The following is a 17344-nucleotide window of genomic DNA, read 5'->3' as shown; positions in this document are numbered from 1 at the left end:
TCTACCACCCTCCAAGATTTTCATTTTCCCAAGGCAAACGTATCGTTACGCAGGTATATGCACCTTGCACACTATCAATCCATAGACCGCAATTCTTGCCATAATGAAGCTGCAGGCGCTTATTCACGTTTTCCAAACCAAGTCCGCTTCTGCTCGTAACCGTCGGCGTATCCGATTCGCTCCGCAATACTGCTTGAAGGCGGTGTAACACCTCAGGCGCTAACCCCTCTCCGTCATCTCTCATGTTAATGAGAAGCAGACTGTCATTCTCCACTGAAAAGGTAATCTCTATAGATACCCTGCCTCCTGAAGGTGCTCCGTGATGAATTGCATTCTCAATGATGGGCTGCATACACATCTTGGGAATGGCGTAGCGAAGGATCTCCTGAGGAAGATCCGCCGTCATGGCGATACTGCTACCTTTCATAAAGTTGATAAATTCAATATAACTTTGGATATTGGCAAGCTCCTCACGTAAAGCAACGGTATCACTGCGCCACTGCATGCTGTAGCGCAGCTGGGAGCCGAGCGACACCAATGATTTGGCTATAGCAGGCTGCCTCTGTACCTCCGCAACCATACGGATCGATTCAAGGGCATTATATAAAAAATGGGAATTGATCTGCGAATGCAGAGAGTGCAGCTGTGCGTTTTTGGCAATTAACTGCTTATCCACGACCTGTGTCATCAGGCGTTTGACCTCATGTAACATTTTATTGTAATTCACGGCCACCTCATCGATTTCATCTCCTCTTTCGTTCTCATCCAGGCCGGTATCAATCATTGCATCCAGCTCGCCTTTCCGTACCTGACGCATGGATACCAGTACGCTGTCCAACCGCCGGAAAATACGTCGCGTCGTCTGGGATACGAGCAGCATGATCAGCAGTAATACACATAATGTAATCGTTACCACAAATGCATACCAACTGCGCGGCCCCTTCATCAATGCCTGATGAGAAGCAATATCGACCACATAAGTGTTCAACGGAGCGATGTATCGATACAATGCATAGTAGCGCTCATCTCCTACCTTAACCTGAAGTGGGCTTTCCTGGCTTTCCTGCGGCGATACATCCAGCTGGTGATAAATACCGCCAAGGATCTCCTCCAGTCCCGGCCCATACTTCTCAGAAAACTCATGCTGGGAATTGTAAACATACTGGGGAGGTTCACTTGCGTTCATCAACACCGAAAAGAAGTCCCCCTTGTTCTCCTGTAACAGGTCGCTGAAAAACAGGCTGTGCGGGACGCGCACTTCCATAATACTAGGGCGTTTTTGTTCCTGCCCTTGAAGGCGAACCAGACGATAGTAGGATAAGGTGTGTTCACCATCCCTAAATGAAAATAAGCGGTAAGCTGCACCACCTTCATCCCGAAGCTTTACCCAATAATCCTGAGGTGAAAATTTCTTATAATGATAGATTTCAGGCCAGATTTCGTACAAGTTTGGATTATCGACATAAAAGCTAAGCTCACTGATCATCGCATTGCTTTGAATGATATTGAGCATTTGCTCATACTGGTTTTGCTTAAACTTTACCAGACGCAGTCCATCCACAATCATATTGGAATGAATAAAATCCACAAATGACTTTTGAGTGAGGGCTGTATTGGAAGCGTTCTCAATCGTATCCATTCTTCTGCGCAATTGTTCATTCAGCCATGAAACGTGGCTGTTGCCCGTTGCCATAGCGTCCTTATATAGCTGGGTTTCTTGCATGCGGATATACACAAAGGATATCAAAATAACAGGTATGGCAATCATCAGGCTAAATGCCAGAAACAGCTTTTGGGATATACGGGCATTGCGATAAAGCTTCCTCAATCTCGTCAGTAAGTATTTCATTCGGATGTATTCACCCCCTTGGTTATACCATATATTACTAGTTAGCTGAGATTTTACTTTGTATTAAGGAATGGTTATCTGGCTATCTTGGCTTTCCGCAGTTCCAGTTCAGCCTGGCGATATTCCATCACCTGGTTAAATCCGTAGTTTACACGACGTATGAGAAAGTTTTCAAAAATTTTGTCAAAGGCAGCTTCATCCTTCGCTGTAATCAGTTCTGGCAGCACTTCTTCCCAATTCTGAGAAATACGAGACCAGGCTAATGCTATATCGGAATCTCCTACAGGATCGAGTCCCTTATAGATGCCGCTGTCCAGATCGGCCTGTTGGTTGGCGAACGCCTCCATTTGCTTAATGGATGGGGCATGCTCTGGTCTCCACTTGTTAACGAAAGCAGGGTTTCGCAACATCCAGTAGGTATCCATAATGCCATATTCTTTTTCCAGCCGCTCCCGATCCGTGTCATGCAACTGTACCATTGCCGCCGTCAACTGCGGTTTGCCGTTCTCCATTACCCAGGTTTCACCTTCTTTGCCCAAAAATAAATCCCTTTGACCTTCTTCGCTGACCAGATAGGTCAAAAATCGGATGGCACGTTCAGGGTTTTTCGTGGATCTGCTAATCATTGTAACCATCCAGCCGTCCATGCTGCCGGGGAACAGTGTAGGGGATTCTCCCCTGCTGCTCCGGGGTCCATCTACAGCCATATAGTATGAACTCTGATTCGTGAGGGTTTCCAATTTCGAATTGAGGTCCGATATGTCTGTCCATTCCCGAATCATCATAAAATATTGGGCATGGTTGGTTTTTTCCTGCACCTGTGCACTGGAGTCAACCAGAAAATCAACATTAATCAGGCCCTGCTCGTAAGCGGTACGAAATGTTTTCAGCCACTGAATATAGTCGGGATCTGTCATTCGGTCGTATACCTTACCGTTCTGCTCATGGGGGATCGCAAGCAGATTTTGCAAATATTCAGTCATGCCATAGGAGGCATTCCCCTGTGCCCAGAATGGACTGATCAGTTGGCCTTTATAAACCGAATATTGATTCTTCAGCAAGCGCAGTGCATCCAGAAAACCTTTCGGTGTGCTAAGGTCCGGTTTGCCCATTGATTCATACAGATCTTTACGTACGAGAAAGGTTTGGTTCGCTGCCGTGAAGCCTGTTGAACGCATCTGTTCGGGACTGTAAGCATCATTGGGAATGACATAGGTGTGGCCGTCTTCCTGTCGATACCATTGTAGAGCACCATCACCTGCTACCTTGAAAAAGTAAGGATCATACTGGTCGGCGAGCTCATCCAGGGCATAGATGAGATTACTCTCCCGGAGTTTGTTAACCGCACTCTCCCAGGAGCCGATGGTTATCAAATCCGGCAGATTACCGGTTGTCAACATCCGGGATAACATCTCGCTTGGTTCACCAGCGGGTACTTCGAATTCGATATTAACCCCTGTTTTTTGGGTGACATATTTGGAAGTCAGGCTCTCTCCCCAAGTGTGCCCGAACCATTCGGCTCCAACGAACCATGTTAGATTTACTGGGGTGGTATACAGCTTCCATGCTGGTTCTTCCCTATTCAAATTAAGGCTCCGTATCTCCTCCGTGAAGTCAGCCTTTGTCGAAGTATTATCTCTATCTTCCAATTGTTCTGACGCAGAACAAGCAGCCAAACCTGACATCAGACATATCATCAACACGGCGACAATAAAAGGACCTCGAAATAAGAGCACCTAAGTGCCTCCTTTCTATACTGGCTATCTTCAATCTATCTGCACCAGCATTCATACCTAGTGGTGGTACAACCGATTTTACTATCATTGGATTAAAATGGAAATGATTTCATGATCGATTCTCGGATCATCCGCAATGAAAAATATCTTCTTGATCCAAGAATTCCGTTCCATTGCTAGCGTATTAATGAAGAAGTCATCCGGACCGGTCTGAGTAAATTAGTCGTGAGGGCAGCCGATTAATTTGGTCGGCTGCTTCTCAGTTTCGTTAAACTATAATTTCGCCGTCAGTTCAATAAAAAATTTTCTCCTTTAAGATATTTCCTAAAATAGTTCTGAATGACTGATGGGAAAATTTCCGCTAAGGATGGTTGTTCAATTGAATTTAGAGAGTGGAATGCAAAAGTCCTAATTATTGACCAAATAAAAAATGCTTCTAATAACTCGAAATAATTCTCTTGTAGTTGATTTACTTTGCTATACGATGAAATAAATACTTTCCTATTCTCAGATGAAAGGTGCATAAATGTTTCAGCCATATCAAATAAATAAAAGCCATAGCCACAATTGGAAAAATCTATGGGTCGAGGAATATCCTCATAAAAAACATAGTTACTCTCATGAAGGTCAGAATGAATAATTCCCCAATTACTTGGCAAACGTTTATGACTTTGTATCACATTTGCTATTTTATGGGCTGACTCTTCCACATAAACAAACACTTCACTTGAGATAAGCTCCAAATTTACTAACTGTTTTAATTGATTAAGTGATGAATATAAATGATCAGAATTGTATATTGGTCTATTAAAACCTTCAGGTGGAGTCCACTGCATAGAATGTTTATGTAGAGCCGCCATTAAGAGAGCCAAATTTTCAGTTTCATTACTTGTTGGCTCTCTTTTAAGCACGCTTCCATGAATCCAATGATGAATAGTCACCATGAATGTATTTTCGCTAAGATCAGTTGATATTTCTGTTACCAGATCACCTTGAAAATTTCTGATAGGGGAAGGTACGACGAGATTTGTATCTTTAACCAAAGCTTCAAGCCAAATAAGCTCTGATGCAACATTCCCTTTTGAGTGAATGGAAATTGTTGAGATATGGATTTTGATAAGATACTTTTGATTATGATCGTTGGTCTGAACTTGAAATGTAACATTATCACTCTTTCCGAGATACACAAGTTTTTCCCAAATGATTGGGTATTGATGTAAAGCTTCTTTCGCTACCTTCGCATAATCTTCCTCAGAAAGCATAGTATCCACTCCAGTTAATGTGATTTTTACTCCACAATTCTACCAAGTAGACTTTATTTTCTGGTGATAAAGATTGATTATAACTAAGCTTTACTGTTTAGTAATCGAATAAAGCCGCCGATCCTGTTGATCGGCGGCCTTCTTTGATTTTATGGAACTATTGTTTCCCTTGAGTTAATGAACCGTCTGCCTAATTAAACCCACCTCGAGAATGGATGATTTGTCCGGTGATCCATTGGGAGTCATCGCTTGCCAGAAAAGCAATCAGGCGGGATACATCTTCAGGAAGACCGATCCTGCCCATCGGAAATCCCGGTAGCAAGGCTTTTTTCACTTCTTCTGACATCCAACCCGTATCAGTAGGACCGGGATCAACCGCATTCACAGTAATGTGAAACGGAGCCAGCTCAGCAGATAGACATTCGGTAAAGGTGGAGACGGCGCCTTTTGTTGCGGCATAAGCGAGATTGCCAGGCATCGGCCCCTTACCCTGACCGGACGTAAGGTTGATGATCCGGCCACCGCAAAGGACCTGACGGCCGGCCAGTTCAACCTCCAGCATACGCGCAAATTCGGCCGATAACATGAACGTACCTCGAATGTTCATGGCGCAGTGCGCATCGATCAGTGATGCATTCAATTGACGGAAATCAGCTGATACGCTGTACGTAGCGTTGTTGACGAGAATGGTCGGCAGCCCGACAGCCGACCGGCACGCATCAAGCACTCGCGCCGGAGAAGCGGGATCGGTAAGATCGACCTCCATATGCGCTGCCTTAATGCCATACGAGCGAAGTTCTTCAGCGAAGAGATCCGGCCAGTTCTTGTCGGCATCTCCCGGATTCTCTGTCTTATCGTAATCGTACAGATGGGTATAAAATACATTAGCGCCTTCGTGTGCCAACGTACGGCAGACAGCAGTTCCAATCCCTCCAGGGCGGCTTGTGCCTGTCACGATAGCGGTTTTTCCATATAGGTTAGTCATTTTATTTCCTCCGTTTTAATAAGGGAGGGAGAAATCCATTTTTCATTGGAGATGAAATTATCTTAGGTATAACAAAAACGGATACATCAAGTATCCGCGCCCGGGTTTGATCAAACGGTTCCTCGCGTCCCTTGAATGATTGCAGATCGGCATCACAAACGAGGCGTGTGGTAATAACCAAAACACCAAGTCGAGCGATCCAGTTTAGATAATCATTACAAGGAAGTCCACATTGTCCGGCGAGTCCCCTTTCCTACATCTCCAGTTCAAATATTACGAGTTGGACCCAATTACTGTCAAGATAAATACAGGTTAGGTGCCAAAAAACGCAATTCTTATTGAACTAACCTGATTTCTCTCATTTTATGTGACTCGATATGCCAATCCGAAAAATCTGAGACAAAAAAAACCGACCCTTGAACTTCAAAGGTCGGTTTGCCCAAATCGGGAGAAGAAAACAATGGTTATAGCTGTATTATATCCACCCTATGCTTTTATATACCGTATCCTGCTTTAATTATATGTTTATGTTGTCATATCAGTGATATCAACGTTCATATGTTCAGTAAGCATTAACGTTACATCCACTTTTACTTTGCTCCATAATAGAGTCATTTTATGAAGGTAACCTCTTACCGAATAATCTACTGTCAAACTCAGCTGAGATCTCTTTTCATCGATGATTTTGATATGATGTTGCTTTAAACTTTGTTTCAATTTGTACATCTCTACAGCAATTTTCTTTTGGGTACCGTCCAGATAGTCAATATACACCGATTTCATCTTAAAGTTTGAAGCGTATATTTTATGCTTATCTACCTCCAGAGCACCTAATAGATAAGGGAGTTCTACCACCCTCTTCACAAGTAAAAGTTCCTCAGAAGTCTGTCTCACGTTACACGCCCCCTTCTTCAAGTTTTACAGCGACCAATTGATCAAAATCGACCCATTCAAATCCATTTTCCATTTCAATTTTGATTTTCTTTCCAAAGGTACTGACGGAAGTAACGATCCCTTCTATATACCGATTGCCTGACTCATGAAATACTTCAATGATGGCTTGCAACGTATAATTGAGCGACATTTCTATATGTTGAGCCATAATCTCCCACTCATCTTCATGGATTATAGGTTTCGCTTGATCATGAATGTGATTACGATGCTGAATAATTCGTTCTTTATGTTGTGGAAGCATCATGCGGCTCGATTCCCATAATCCATTGGCCTCCAGTTTTTTGCTCATTTGTAATGCCCCCCAATTTTAGATGCTCGATCGATCGCTTGACCCGCAGCCGTAATGGAGCTCGCTCGCAGAATGGCAATGTCGCCAAATCGATCCTTAATGTCGTCCATCACCTGATCAATGGCTCGTTTCTGCTCCTGATCATCGAAGAAAGAGAGTTGATATGTATCCGCGTTGGATAATTGAGACAGGGATACGCCTACACGGCGCACCGGTTGCCCATCCCAGTGTTGATGAAATATGCGTTTGGCAATCTTGCACACATCAACGGTTATGTTTGTAGGATCAGACAGTTTAACCTGCCTGTGAAAACCAGTGGGGTGATCAAAATCTGCTCCCGATACACTCACAGATATGACACTGCCCATCAGCCCTTTTTTGCGGGCTCTTCTGCACACTTCTGTACAGATATCGAGGATAACGACTTCGATCTCCCAAGCCTCTGTGAAATCTCTGGGCAGGGTCATCCCGTTTCCGATATCCTTTTGTGTACTGTGTGTGTTGACGGTTACGGGTGAATTGTCGAGTCCATTAGCAACTCGCCAGATGACTTCTCCATTAACTCCCCACTTGCTTCTTAATTTGGAAAGAGGCGTATTCGCCAGGTCTTTAATGGTTCGGATGCCCATCTTCCACAGATGTTTTTCCATTCTTGAGCCAATCCCCCACATATCGCGGATGGGTTTATCTCCAATGTGGAGGTGTAATTCCTCTTTCTTTAAGTGGAAAATGCCCCCCTCCGCTTTTTTAGCAATCATATCGCAGCATAATTTACTGATGATTTTGTTTTCACCAATGCCAGCTCTCGCGTAAACGCCTGTTTCATTATAGATTTTGTCTTGAATTTGCTTGGCCAGATCGATTGGATCATGACCAAATAGATGCATAGATCCTGTAACATCAGCGAATAATTCGTCTATACTGTACGGTTCAACGAGATCGGTGAACTCTTCAATAATGGACATGATTTGAGTTGATACTTCGATGTATTCTTGCATGTGAGGTTTCACAATGATCAGTTCAGGGCACTTCTGAAGAGACTGCCAGAGTGGTTCCGCAGTAGATACACCTTTAGCTTTGGCTAATGGACAAGCGGCAAGGATAATGCCAGAACGTCTTGCTGGATCGCCTGCAACGGCGAGTGGTCTATTTTTGTATTGGGGCATTTTTGCCTTTTCGACTGAAGCATAAAAGCTCTGCATATCAATGAGCATGATGGTTCGCTGCTTAGTCCACACTGAAATCACTCCTGTACATTTGAGAACATATGTTTGTATATATTATAAACCGAACATACGTTCTTTATGCAAGAGGTAAATATTTATAATAGGCATACGACAAAATGACGGATTTAGATCATACTAGGTCACAACAAAAAAAAGCCGCTAAAATAGCGACTTTAATGTAAATACTTTTATCCTTTATGAAATTTCCAGATGCAATAGCGGGAACGGATTGCCAGAGCCATCGAATTCGGAGCGTCCGATTTGTACAAACCCCATTTTGCTATAGAATTGCGCAGCTCCAGGGTTCTGTTCATTGACATCCACCTTTAGGTGGGGTCCTTTGATCTTGAGGGTATGTTCAATCAGCAGACGCCCAATTCCCTGTCCATGCTGACTTGGATCGACGAATAACATCTCAATAAAGTTATCATGTAACCCAATAAAACCGACAGGCTGATGCTCCTTATCTAGAATCTCCCACACCTCGACTTGCCGTTCCAGCAATACCTTGCTTACCATATCCCGATAGAATTGAATGTGTTGCTCCTCCAAAAACGTATGTGTTGCTCGTACAGCTCTCTCCCAAATCTGAACCAGTCGTTCCTGATCTTGTTCCCGATATGACACGATATCCATCTCAATCTCTCCAGTCTCTCTTAGTTAACTTGGATCACTGTTCTTGCTTAGCTTTTCAATAGCCAGTTCTTCCTCTGTTACGAAGAATATATCGTTCCCATTGTTGCTTTCATAGATAAAATCTCGAAGACTTTTGCTGGTATACCCGGAAAAATCACCAATGATCGCGATTTTGGTCTGGTAATTGATGAACTTTTGCAACACTTCACCCGCCAGCCGTGTTTTCAGATCAAAAAAAACTTCACTGACAGCAGATTTGTTAACTATAATATGGTGACAATCGGCCTCATATCGAACCGTAGCCATAAGATCGATAGCGGATTGAACATCGGTAATTAATTGTTCATCACTCGTAACGTAAGCAATAGATACTCCATTTTCGTTTATTTTTCTGATATTCATGTCTTCTTCTCCCTCATTCCTCTGTTTCATCAATGTCGTTGTTATCTGGAGCCGACCTTTACCATTTGTTTGGCCTGCACACGACCTGCCTGTAACAGATCATCACTGAACTTTGCATCACTAACTGCCCGTGCCAGTGCAACGGTACCCACCATGCTGCTTACCAACGCATAACCATCAGCGGTATTCATACCAGCCATAGTTGTAATAAACGCGATAAAACGTTGCAGCTCCTGTGTGTAAGCTTGCCGAATATCCTCCGATAATTGGGATATCTCTCCCGATAAAGCTGGTAAGATACAACCGACTTCCGTCTGATCTCGATGCAGGGAACTTAAATAAAAATCAATGACAGCCTCAATTGAGGTCTGATCTTCGTTTTTGTTTTTGTCTGCGATTCTCTGCAGCATTTCAATGGTGTCACCAATGGCGAAATGACAGGTCTCCATCACAAGCTGATCCTTATTTTCAAAATGGGAGTAAAATCCCCCATGTGTCAGTCCAGCACCTTTCATAATATGTGGAAGACTAATATTCCGCACGCCGTGGGTTCGAAATGCTTTGGCCGCGCTGGTAATAATATGGTTCCGAACTTTGAGCTTGTGCCCTTTCGGATAAGGCATCCTGCTTCCTCTCCTTTGTATACGTCTGTACCTATGAATGTTTTTTAAAATATTATAGTTATCATATTATCTAATGTCAATTCAACTATCAGCATCTTCAGCAAAGGGAGAGCGACTACAAATGGAGTATTGACTCCTTTAAAATATGATGACTATAATATATTATGATCATCATATTTTAAACTGGAGGTACCAATCATGAATTCATTAGAAGTCGTAGATACCCTGGTCATTGGATCAGGGCCAGGCGGTTATGTCGCCGCTTTACGTTCGTCACAACTGGGCATGAAAACAGCCATTGTAGAGCGCCAACAGATCGGAGGTGTATGTACGCATGTAGGCTGTATTCCTTCCAAAGCGCTCATTGCTGAAGCGGAGCGTCATCATTTACGCAGACAATGGGGCGCTGTTGACGGAGTTTCTTCTTTTCAGGAGGCTCAGGTGTTTAAGCAAGCTGTGGTGGATAAGCAGTCTGGAGGGGTTCGGTTTTTGCTTAAAACGGCGGGTGTGACTGTTATCGAAGGAGAAGCAAGTTTAATTGATGCGAACACCGCTGAAATATATCATGCTGAACAGCATACGCGTCGAATAGGCTTTAAACATCTCATCCTGGCAACCGGTTCGCGTCCAATTGAAATAAGTTCTCTTCCTTTCGGCGGACGAATTCTCTCATCTACTGAAGCGCTATCGCTGCCTGACATTCCGGAGAGTCTCGTTGTGGTTGGTGGCGGTTATATTGGTGTGGAACTGGGTCAGATGTTTGCGAGATTTGGAACTAACGTTACGGTGCTTGAGGGCGGTGAACAGATTTTGCCCGGATTCGAAGCAGAGCTTGTTGCACCTGTCGTTCGTCAACTGAAAAAGGATGGGATAACAACCCTGACCGAAGCTAAGGTTACAGGAGCAGATCAATATACGAGTCACATCGATCTCCACTATATGCGTCAGAATGAACACCATGTTGTTCAAGCTGAATATGCATTAATTACGGTAGGCAGAAAACCGAACACAGATGGAACCTTGGGTCTTGAACATATAGGTCTGTCCCCTACTCCACATGGCTTGATCGAGATTGACAAACAGTGCAGAACATACATCCCGCATATTTATGCCATTGGAGATATTGTTCAAGGCCCTGCTTTGGCTCATAAAGCTTCCTATGAAGCAACAATTGCAGCAGAGGCTATCGCAGGTAAACCCTCTGTCATCGACTACAAAGCTATTCCGCTGGTTGTGTTTTCTCACCTGGAAGTTACGAGCGTCGGTCTTAGCGAAACGGCGTGTAAGGAAAAATCAATTCCTGTTGTCGTTGGCAAATCTGTTTTTTCTATTAATGGCCGTGCACTGGCTCTGAAGGAAACCGAAGGATTTGTCAAAATCGTTGCTCACGCTGCGTCTGGCCTTGTATTAGGTGCACAGATTGTAGGCTCTGAAGCATCTACTCTTATATCTGAGCTTTCCCTTGCGATTGAGATGGGAGCCACGGTAGAAGATATAGCCATGACCATTCATCCGCATCCAACGCTAGGCGAGATCATCATGGAGGCTGCTGAACAAGCCCATCAGAGAATGGAACAAAGGAAAATGGATGTCGTTTGATTACGCTTGGAAAGTTGTACATGAACCAACACATATCATAATAGAGAGTAATAGGATAGGGAGAGATCATCTTGAAGTCTAATTGGAAACTGTATATCGTCATAACTTTGATCATTATTTTGGCAGGCGGTTTGTTGATCGCAAAAGGTACAGACGCCGTGAGTCAGGCTGAAAGTAAAAAGCAGGGAATATTAAATACTGAACCTAAGACTGAAGGATTTTATGTTGATCTATATATTCCGGAATCGCAGATTAACCAGATTCGAGCAGATCAAAAGGTAAATGTTCGTTTTCCATATCTGGAGAATCTTCTTGTAAAGGAAGGTGTGGTTACGTCGATATCCCCCTCTCCTCAATTCGCCAATCTCCGCATGACGCGGGAAAAAGGTCAAGCAGATCTAAGTATGTTCCTGATCCGGATTTCAATTCCAACAAGTGCAGATCTGCTTCCAGGGATGACTGCGGAGGTGCAGCTTGATGAAATCACTGGCTGATGAATGGAAGCATATACGCGGCAGTAAATGGATTAGTATTATTTTTGCTGCCCCTCTAATTGCAGCTGTATTTTTTGGACTTTTGTTCTCCCAAAATCAGTTGAGCGAAACACCGGTTGTGGTTGTGGATGAGGATCACTCTTCATATTCAAGGCAACTTATTGAAGAAATCAATGCTTCACAATATATGAAAGTCACGAATGTGTTTGCCAATCGCCTCTCTTCGGATACACTGCTGGCGAACGAGAAGGCAGTGGCAGTCATTTATTTGCCGGACGGATTAGAGCAACGTAAAGACAAGGGGCTACCCTCAAGTATCGGGATATGGATGGACAATACGATGCCTTCCAGCCTCAGTGGTATCCGGCCTGCAATTCAAGAAATAATAACAACCGAAAATATGACGCTTGCTGTATCACGTCTTACTCAAACCGGCATGGACATCGAATCAGCAAAAGCTCTGGTGTCCCCGCTGTCTCAAGTGCAGCGCATGTTATATAATCCAAATTCAAGTTATATCGGTACCATGGTGATTGGATTTGTAAATATCATTATACTGATGCTCACGACGGGTGCGGCTGGCGCGATCGCTCCCCGCCTTCGGCAAGAGGGTAAGCTTTTGTCTGCGGGGACTTCCCCTTTCCAGCTATGGATTCGGGTCATGCCCTATGTGATACTAAGCACCTGCTCTGCCCTGCTCAGTTATGGGATGTTAAAACAAGTGGGACATATGCGATTCGAAGCGGCACCGTATATCTTCATCGTTCCTTTATTGCTGTATTCGATGGCATTATGTTTGCTCGCGATGTTACTTGGATATTCTGTTCAAAACGTGTCCAGGGTTGGTGCCAGAATGAGCTTGATCTTATATCCATCATTTCTAGTAACAGGTATTCAGCTGACGCCGCTTGCATTTCCAACATTTTTTCAGGTTACAGCATGGGCTCTGCCTATGAATTGGCTCAATCGTATGATTCGTGGAATGGCCTTTAGACACGGTGAGTTGACTTTTTATGGTGTAGAGCTAGGAGCCTGTATACTGATTATCGGTTTGGCTTCATTAGGTATAGGATTATTCCTGCGAAGAGAATCACAGGTGACAACGTCAACACTTGAAGCAAAAGCAGTTTAGGAATGGACAATCGCCGCATGCCTGTGCGAATGATAGGCTGCGGCGATTTATGCTAGAATCAAAACCAGAGAAATACAGAAAAAGTGAGGTTTATGGTATGAAGAAATCAAACGAAGTATATTGCGTGTCCGAGCGTCTTGTTATTCGAAAGTTTGATTTGCAGGATGTACATTCGTTCTATCACTACCGGGCTAATCCAGATGTTGCCCGTTTTCAATCCTGGGAAAACTATACGCTCCAAGATGCTGAAGCATTTATCAGCAAACAAATCGTACATTCCCCTAACCAGCCCGGGACCTGGTTTCAATACGCCATTGCCCTGACGGAGTCGGATCAACTAATCGGCGACTGTGCCATTCATACACGCGGAGATGAACCTCAAATTGTCGAACTCGGATTCACTCTTGCACCTGAGTTTCAAGGCAAAGGATACATGAATGAGGCACTTTGTGCCCTGATGGACTATGTATTTGGCACTCTAATTAAACATAAGATAATCGCTTTTGCCGATGTAAGGAACACAAAATCGATTCAAGTGTTAGAACGATTGGGCATGAGATGTGAAGGACACATGCTCGAAAACTACAAGTCCAAAGGCATCTGGATAGATGAGTATCAATATGCAATGCTGCGATCGGAGTGGTTGAACAAACAACATCAGTGATCTTATAAGAAATGTAATGGCGTGTTAGGTTACCATTCCAGGTGTAGATGAATACAATTTGGTTTACAACCAAAACTGATTACATAAGCAACCAAACGACCGTTCCCCAGCAGAACAATGGGAAACGGTCGCATTTATAATTTTCCATTATTATCCTTGGGTCATCCATACCATGAATAATTAATACTGGAACAGTTACTTTTTCCAGATTCGGGCGGCGGTCGCCAAAAACGGCAATTGCTGCGATTTGTCACGCAATACTCCCCGGGTCATAGGCTCGCTGAACTTCCTCTCGAATGAGTGAACGATACTCGTTTGCATCGAACGGATAGCCTGTGCCGCCAATGCGTTTGGCAAACACCAGGCTATGAGCCAAATGCCCTGCCTCATCCTCTATCGGATTCCGGGCAGGCCGAGTCATCAACGCCATGACTTCGGGGGAGGTTGGTGGAAGGTCGGGATTTCCTGTTGCCGACATGATGTTTGTATGTCAATGCATCATCTCTGCAGTACAGAGGGTTAGTGTACAATGAGAACTGGGCAAGTGGATAGCTGTGAAACCTTGTGGCTGACACTTCCTAGCATGATTTCTTTTATGCCGCTTAGCCCACGGCTTCCAATAATAATGAGTTGCTGCTCAGTGTCCCTTGCATATCTTAATATTTCATGTGCAGGGTTTCCCTTAAGATGAACTGTCTTCGGGTTAATCCCCGCAGATTCTAATTTGGAACTGGCTTGTTGTATTTGTTGCAGACTCGTTTTCTCCATTTCGTTCAATATTTCTTCCAGGAAATTCTCTGGCACATATGTCATGCCATTAATGTTCTCAAACATTTTTATCTTCCTTTGCGTGCAGCCTGTAGTTATATCGGTTACCTACAAAACGGTTTCCTGCTGCTCCTATACCCACTAAAAAGAGTAAGACCGAAGCACCAAATAGAATGTAAAGTGGCAGTTTCCAGCTATTTGTCGCGTCATGCAGATATCCTATAAGAGCAGGACCGACTGCGGCAAGAAGATATCCGATCGATTGCGCCATGCCTGACAGTTCGGCTGCTTGACGCGCATTTTCAGTACGTAATCCAAAAAACATCATGGACAAACTAAAGGCGGAGCCTCCCCCAATTCCGAGTATTATGATCCACAACAATATGATACTGTAATTTCCGTAAAGAAGTCCGAGCGTTCCCGTCAAAAGCAAAGTGGTTGTGATGACTACTAACAAACGTTGGTTAGACATACGCCCAGCTATAACAGGAACAAGAAAGGTAAATGGAAGCATAGCTAACTGCATGATCGAGAGGTACCATCCGGATTGGTTGGAATCAATTCCTTGCTGCTTTAAAATTTCGGGCAACCATGCGATCAACACATAGAAAACCATCGATTGTATACCCATAAACAAGGTTACTTGCCAGGCAAGAGGAGATCGCCAAACATTCACATCATTGGTGTCCTTCTGTTGGCTCGTCGTGGCAGTTTGCCTCGTTTGATTTCTGAATTGTGGTAACCAACAGAGGATTGATACGAAGCTTAGAATCCCCCATATTCCCAATGCGCCCTGCCATTGTAGACCTGCGTTCACGGCTAGCGGTACACTTATTCCTGATGCGATTGCTCCACATAAACTCATTGAAATGGAGTAAAGACCTGTCACTGAACCCATTTTAGTTGGGAAATCCCTTTTGATAATACTGGGCAACAATACATTACATACGGCAATTGCGAACCCGAGAATTGCAGTCCCAAGATACAGATTAGCTGCGCCAGATAAAGAACGTATTACAATACCAACTGTCAGAAATATGAGTGCAATCAAAATGATGCGTTCAACCCCATACATTCGTCCTAATTTGGGTACTACAGGTGATAATAAAGCAAAGGCAAGCAAGGGTAACGTTGTTATGAGGCCGGCTAATGTATTTGAAATTTGAATGTCATCCCTGATGAGACTCACTAAAGGCCCGACTGAGGTTAAGGGAGTACGTAGATTAGCTGCAATCACAATAATGCCGAGAATGATAAATCCTATAGAAGATGGTATGGCTTTTTTATTTTGTTGGTTCGGCATTCTTCAATTCTCCTTTCTGATTTCATACGTATGGTTTATCTCCTGCTGATTGAAAAAGAGGTAGTAACTTCCGCGCGGACAACAAAAGTATATTATAATATATTATTATTTACAATAAATATTATATGATATATTTTAAAGTCGTTTAAAAACAAAAATACAACTCTGAATTCCCGTCATGGAATTCGGAGTTGTATGCCTAGGTAGAATTTTGATTTTTAGAAACCATACTTTAAGGAGATATGGAGCACTGTTTCGCTATTCGTATGATTGGTATAAGAGTGAGGACAATCCGCACGAAAACTGATCGTATCATATTGATTCAATGTATGAATCTCTTCGTTGACTTGAATTTCAATGGAACCCGTCATTACTGTTGCAATTTCAGTTGTATTGACATGATGACCTTCAGGGTGATACGAGCTATTCGGCTGTAAGTAAGCCCGACACATTTCAATACCGTTGCTTTTGAAGATGGGTTCAATGATCCAATTTTTTTGGTCATTAGAAAATCGCAATCCTTCGCCTGCTCGATACAAACTCACAGGGTCTTCTGATTTGAACAAAGCCAATAGTGGTAATGATATGCCCTTTGATATTTTCCATATAATCGCCAACGTTGGATTGGTCTCGCCACGTTCGATATTCCCCAGGGTAAGTTTGCTTACGCCGGTTAATTCCGCTAAGTCATCTAAGCTCATATTTTTTTCTTTTCTGTACTTTTTCAAGGCACCGCCCATTTGTAATACCATTTGTTTTGATTCATTGACTTCATCCATTAAATATTCACCTCAACACTAAACTGTTATAGCTAGTATATTGTTTATCTGGATTCTTTTCCATTCCCGGGATGTAATGTTTGCAGTAAAAACTCCCCTCACAGCAGCAGGATGGATTATTTTACCTGTCTACTGTGAGGGGAGAATACAAATTACTGGAATAGACTCTTTATTTATATTGTAGTGACTTTTGCCCTATTGTTAAGCTAGGTACACTTTCATATCAGGCTTTACTGCTCTTGATCACATCTAGGTTGTGCTCAATAACCACCAGCGTATCCCCCCGTCCACCAAGCGGTTCATTATGTCCATTAAACGGGAGATATCGGACATATGCAGTCCGGTTGCCGGCTCATCCATTACGTAAAGATTGCCTTCCTTGTGAAGTTCTCCTGCCAGTTTCAGTTCATACTGCAGCACTTCATTGTTAAACCGCTTGCCATCACAAACTTCACATGTCGTCCTTATCGAGGGCAGTTTTTGCTTCAGCGATCTCCATGACTTCTTTGCTATGAACCAATTCCCAAAATTCTTTTTCAGAACCGTTAGGTTCTTCTGGAGTATTTTTCGTTTCATGTTTTGTTGTTCTTTTCGTTAATTTACCATTATTATAGATCTTAATTACGTCAAATTATATCGTATT

18 protein-coding genes and 1 pseudogene are annotated in these 17344 nt (G+C 43.3%); 4 read left to right on the top strand and 15 right to left on the bottom strand.

The features are described from left to right. Position 1 precedes the first annotated feature (1 nt). The 10 genes from ACE3K2_RS11945 to ACE3K2_RS11900 all read right to left on the bottom strand — a co-directional run bounded on the left by ACE3K2_RS11945 (position 2) and on the right by ACE3K2_RS11900 (position 9962). Entirely contained in the window at positions 2 to 1849 is a 1848-nt protein-coding gene (locus ACE3K2_RS11945) for a sensor histidine kinase (protein WP_421890043.1), read from the bottom strand. Between the two features lie 74 nt (positions 1850 to 1923). Continuing rightward, on the bottom strand, positions 1924 to 3585 hold the full coding sequence (locus ACE3K2_RS11940) for an extracellular solute-binding protein (protein WP_421890041.1): 1662 nt from the start codon (positions 3583 to 3585) through the stop codon (positions 1924 to 1926). Positions 3586 to 3872: 287 nt separating this feature from the next. After that, a complete protein-coding gene (locus ACE3K2_RS11935) occupies positions 3873 to 4847 on the bottom strand; it encodes a phosphotransferase enzyme family protein (RefSeq protein WP_421890039.1) in 975 nt (324 codons plus the stop codon). A gap of 190 nt (positions 4848 to 5037) precedes the next feature. Further along, the gene (locus ACE3K2_RS11930) at positions 5038 to 5832 is read right to left on the bottom strand and encodes an SDR family oxidoreductase (RefSeq protein WP_421890037.1); all 795 of its coding nucleotides are present in this window, start codon (positions 5830 to 5832) and stop codon (positions 5038 to 5040) included. A 525-nt stretch (positions 5833 to 6357) separates the two neighbouring features. After that, a complete protein-coding gene (locus tag ACE3K2_RS11925) occupies positions 6358 to 6726 on the bottom strand; it encodes a hypothetical protein (protein ID WP_421890035.1) in 369 nt (122 codons plus the stop codon). 1 nt (position 6727) lies between these two features. Beyond that, positions 6728 to 7075 carry a YolD-like family protein gene (locus ACE3K2_RS11920; protein WP_421890033.1) on the bottom strand — a complete coding sequence of 116 codons (348 nt, stop codon included), beginning with the start codon at positions 7073 to 7075 and terminating at the stop codon, positions 6728 to 6730. Further along, a complete protein-coding gene (locus tag ACE3K2_RS11915; protein WP_421891191.1) occupies positions 7072 to 8289 on the bottom strand; it encodes a DNA polymerase IV in 1218 nt (405 codons plus the stop codon). Before ACE3K2_RS11915 ends, ACE3K2_RS11920 begins: the two co-directional genes overlap by 4 nt. Before the next feature lie 207 nt (positions 8290 to 8496). After that, positions 8497 to 8937 carry an acetyltransferase gene (locus tag ACE3K2_RS11910; protein WP_421890031.1) on the bottom strand — a complete coding sequence of 147 codons (441 nt, stop codon included), beginning with the start codon at positions 8935 to 8937 and terminating at the stop codon, positions 8497 to 8499. A 24-nt stretch (positions 8938 to 8961) separates the two neighbouring features. Further along, on the bottom strand, positions 8962 to 9339 hold the full coding sequence (locus ACE3K2_RS11905) for a DUF4180 domain-containing protein (protein WP_421890029.1): 378 nt from the start codon (positions 9337 to 9339) through the stop codon (positions 8962 to 8964). Between the two features lie 41 nt (positions 9340 to 9380). After that, positions 9381 to 9962, bottom strand: a complete 582-nt coding sequence (locus ACE3K2_RS11900) for a TetR/AcrR family transcriptional regulator (protein WP_421890027.1) — start codon at positions 9960 to 9962, stop codon at positions 9381 to 9383. 198 nt (positions 9963 to 10160) lie between these two features. Here ACE3K2_RS11900 and lpdA point away from each other — a divergent pair, with 198 nt between their 5' ends. From lpdA to ACE3K2_RS11880, 4 genes are all read left to right on the top strand, one after another. Beyond that, positions 10161 to 11561, top strand: coding sequence for a dihydrolipoyl dehydrogenase (gene lpdA / locus ACE3K2_RS11895; protein ID WP_421890025.1), 1401 nt, complete (start codon positions 10161 to 10163; stop codon positions 11559 to 11561). 71 nt (positions 11562 to 11632) lie between these two features. Then, positions 11633 to 12055, top strand: coding sequence for an HlyD family efflux transporter periplasmic adaptor subunit (locus ACE3K2_RS11890; protein ID WP_376034930.1), 423 nt, complete (start codon positions 11633 to 11635; stop codon positions 12053 to 12055). Then, complete coding sequence (locus ACE3K2_RS11885; RefSeq protein ID WP_421890023.1) at positions 12039 to 13187, top strand: ABC transporter permease; 1149 nt, start codon at positions 12039 to 12041, stop codon at positions 13185 to 13187. Before ACE3K2_RS11890 ends, ACE3K2_RS11885 begins: the two co-directional genes overlap by 17 nt. Before the next feature lie 97 nt (positions 13188 to 13284). Next, positions 13285 to 13851 (top strand): GNAT family N-acetyltransferase, encoded by a 567-nt coding sequence (locus tag ACE3K2_RS11880; protein WP_421890021.1) that lies wholly within the window; start codon positions 13285 to 13287, stop codon positions 13849 to 13851. 250 nt (positions 13852 to 14101) lie between these two features. Here the strand turns inward: ACE3K2_RS11880 and ACE3K2_RS11875 are convergent, their stop codons facing one another. The 5 genes and pseudogenes from ACE3K2_RS11875 to ACE3K2_RS11855 all read right to left on the bottom strand — a co-directional run. Continuing rightward, complete coding sequence (locus ACE3K2_RS11875) at positions 14102 to 14329, bottom strand: hypothetical protein (protein ID WP_421890019.1); 228 nt, start codon at positions 14327 to 14329, stop codon at positions 14102 to 14104. A gap of 41 nt (positions 14330 to 14370) precedes the next feature. Continuing rightward, positions 14371 to 14685: a universal stress protein gene (locus ACE3K2_RS11870; protein WP_421890017.1), complete on the bottom strand. Its 315-nt coding sequence runs from the start codon at positions 14683 to 14685 to the stop codon at positions 14371 to 14373. Further along, complete coding sequence (locus ACE3K2_RS11865; protein ID WP_421890015.1) at positions 14678 to 15922, bottom strand: CynX/NimT family MFS transporter; 1245 nt, start codon at positions 15920 to 15922, stop codon at positions 14678 to 14680. Before ACE3K2_RS11865 ends, ACE3K2_RS11870 begins: the two co-directional genes overlap by 8 nt. Before the next feature lie 218 nt (positions 15923 to 16140). Next, complete coding sequence (locus tag ACE3K2_RS11860; protein WP_421890013.1) at positions 16141 to 16701, bottom strand: helix-turn-helix domain-containing protein; 561 nt, start codon at positions 16699 to 16701, stop codon at positions 16141 to 16143. A gap of 232 nt (positions 16702 to 16933) precedes the next feature. After that, positions 16934 to 17178 (bottom strand): annotated as a pseudogene (locus ACE3K2_RS11855) (hypothetical protein); the annotation flags it as partial. Between the last annotated feature and the right edge of the window lie 166 nt (positions 17179 to 17344).

Source organism: Paenibacillus sp., from assembly GCF_048976745.1.
GTDB lineage: Bacteria > Bacillota > Bacilli > Paenibacillales > Paenibacillaceae > Paenibacillus.
The sequence above is the reverse complement of the archived record's forward strand: the minus strand, read 5'-3'. Positions and strand labels throughout refer to the sequence as shown.

Bases quoted from the DNA above. Each gene is read 5' to 3' on its own strand.
- ACE3K2_RS11920 (WP_421890033.1), bottom strand. From the start codon at position 7,075: ATGAGCAAAAAACTGGAGGCCAATGGATTATGGGAATCGAGCCGCATG.
- ACE3K2_RS11860 (WP_421890013.1), bottom strand. From the start codon at position 16,701: ATGGATGAAGTCAATGAATCAAAACAAATGGTATTACAAATGGGCGGT.
- ACE3K2_RS11875 (WP_421890019.1), bottom strand. From the start codon at position 14,329: ATGTCGGCAACAGGAAATCCCGACCTTCCACCAACCTCCCCCGAAGTC.
- ACE3K2_RS11915 (WP_421891191.1), bottom strand. From the start codon at position 8,289: ATGCTCATTGATATGCAGAGCTTTTATGCTTCAGTCGAAAAGGCAAAA.
- ACE3K2_RS11865 (WP_421890015.1), bottom strand. From the start codon at position 15,922: ATGCCGAACCAACAAAATAAAAAAGCCATACCATCTTCTATAGGATTT.
- ACE3K2_RS11930 (WP_421890037.1), bottom strand. From the start codon at position 5,832: ATGACTAACCTATATGGAAAAACCGCTATCGTGACAGGCACAAGCCGC.
- lpdA (WP_421890025.1), top strand. From the start codon at position 10,161: ATGAATTCATTAGAAGTCGTAGATACCCTGGTCATTGGATCAGGGCCA.
- ACE3K2_RS11935 (WP_421890039.1), bottom strand. From the start codon at position 4,847: ATGCTTTCTGAGGAAGATTATGCGAAGGTAGCGAAAGAAGCTTTACAT.
- ACE3K2_RS11885 (WP_421890023.1), top strand. From the start codon at position 12,039: ATGAAATCACTGGCTGATGAATGGAAGCATATACGCGGCAGTAAATGG.
- ACE3K2_RS11870 (WP_421890017.1), bottom strand. From the start codon at position 14,685: ATGTTTGAGAACATTAATGGCATGACATATGTGCCAGAGAATTTCCTG.
- ACE3K2_RS11945 (WP_421890043.1), bottom strand. From the start codon at position 1,849: ATGAAATACTTACTGACGAGATTGAGGAAGCTTTATCGCAATGCCCGT.
- ACE3K2_RS11880 (WP_421890021.1), top strand. From the start codon at position 13,285: ATGAAGAAATCAAACGAAGTATATTGCGTGTCCGAGCGTCTTGTTATT.
- ACE3K2_RS11900 (WP_421890027.1), bottom strand. From the start codon at position 9,962: ATGCCTTATCCGAAAGGGCACAAGCTCAAAGTTCGGAACCATATTATT.
- ACE3K2_RS11905 (WP_421890029.1), bottom strand. From the start codon at position 9,339: ATGAATATCAGAAAAATAAACGAAAATGGAGTATCTATTGCTTACGTT.
- ACE3K2_RS11910 (WP_421890031.1), bottom strand. From the start codon at position 8,937: ATGGATATCGTGTCATATCGGGAACAAGATCAGGAACGACTGGTTCAG.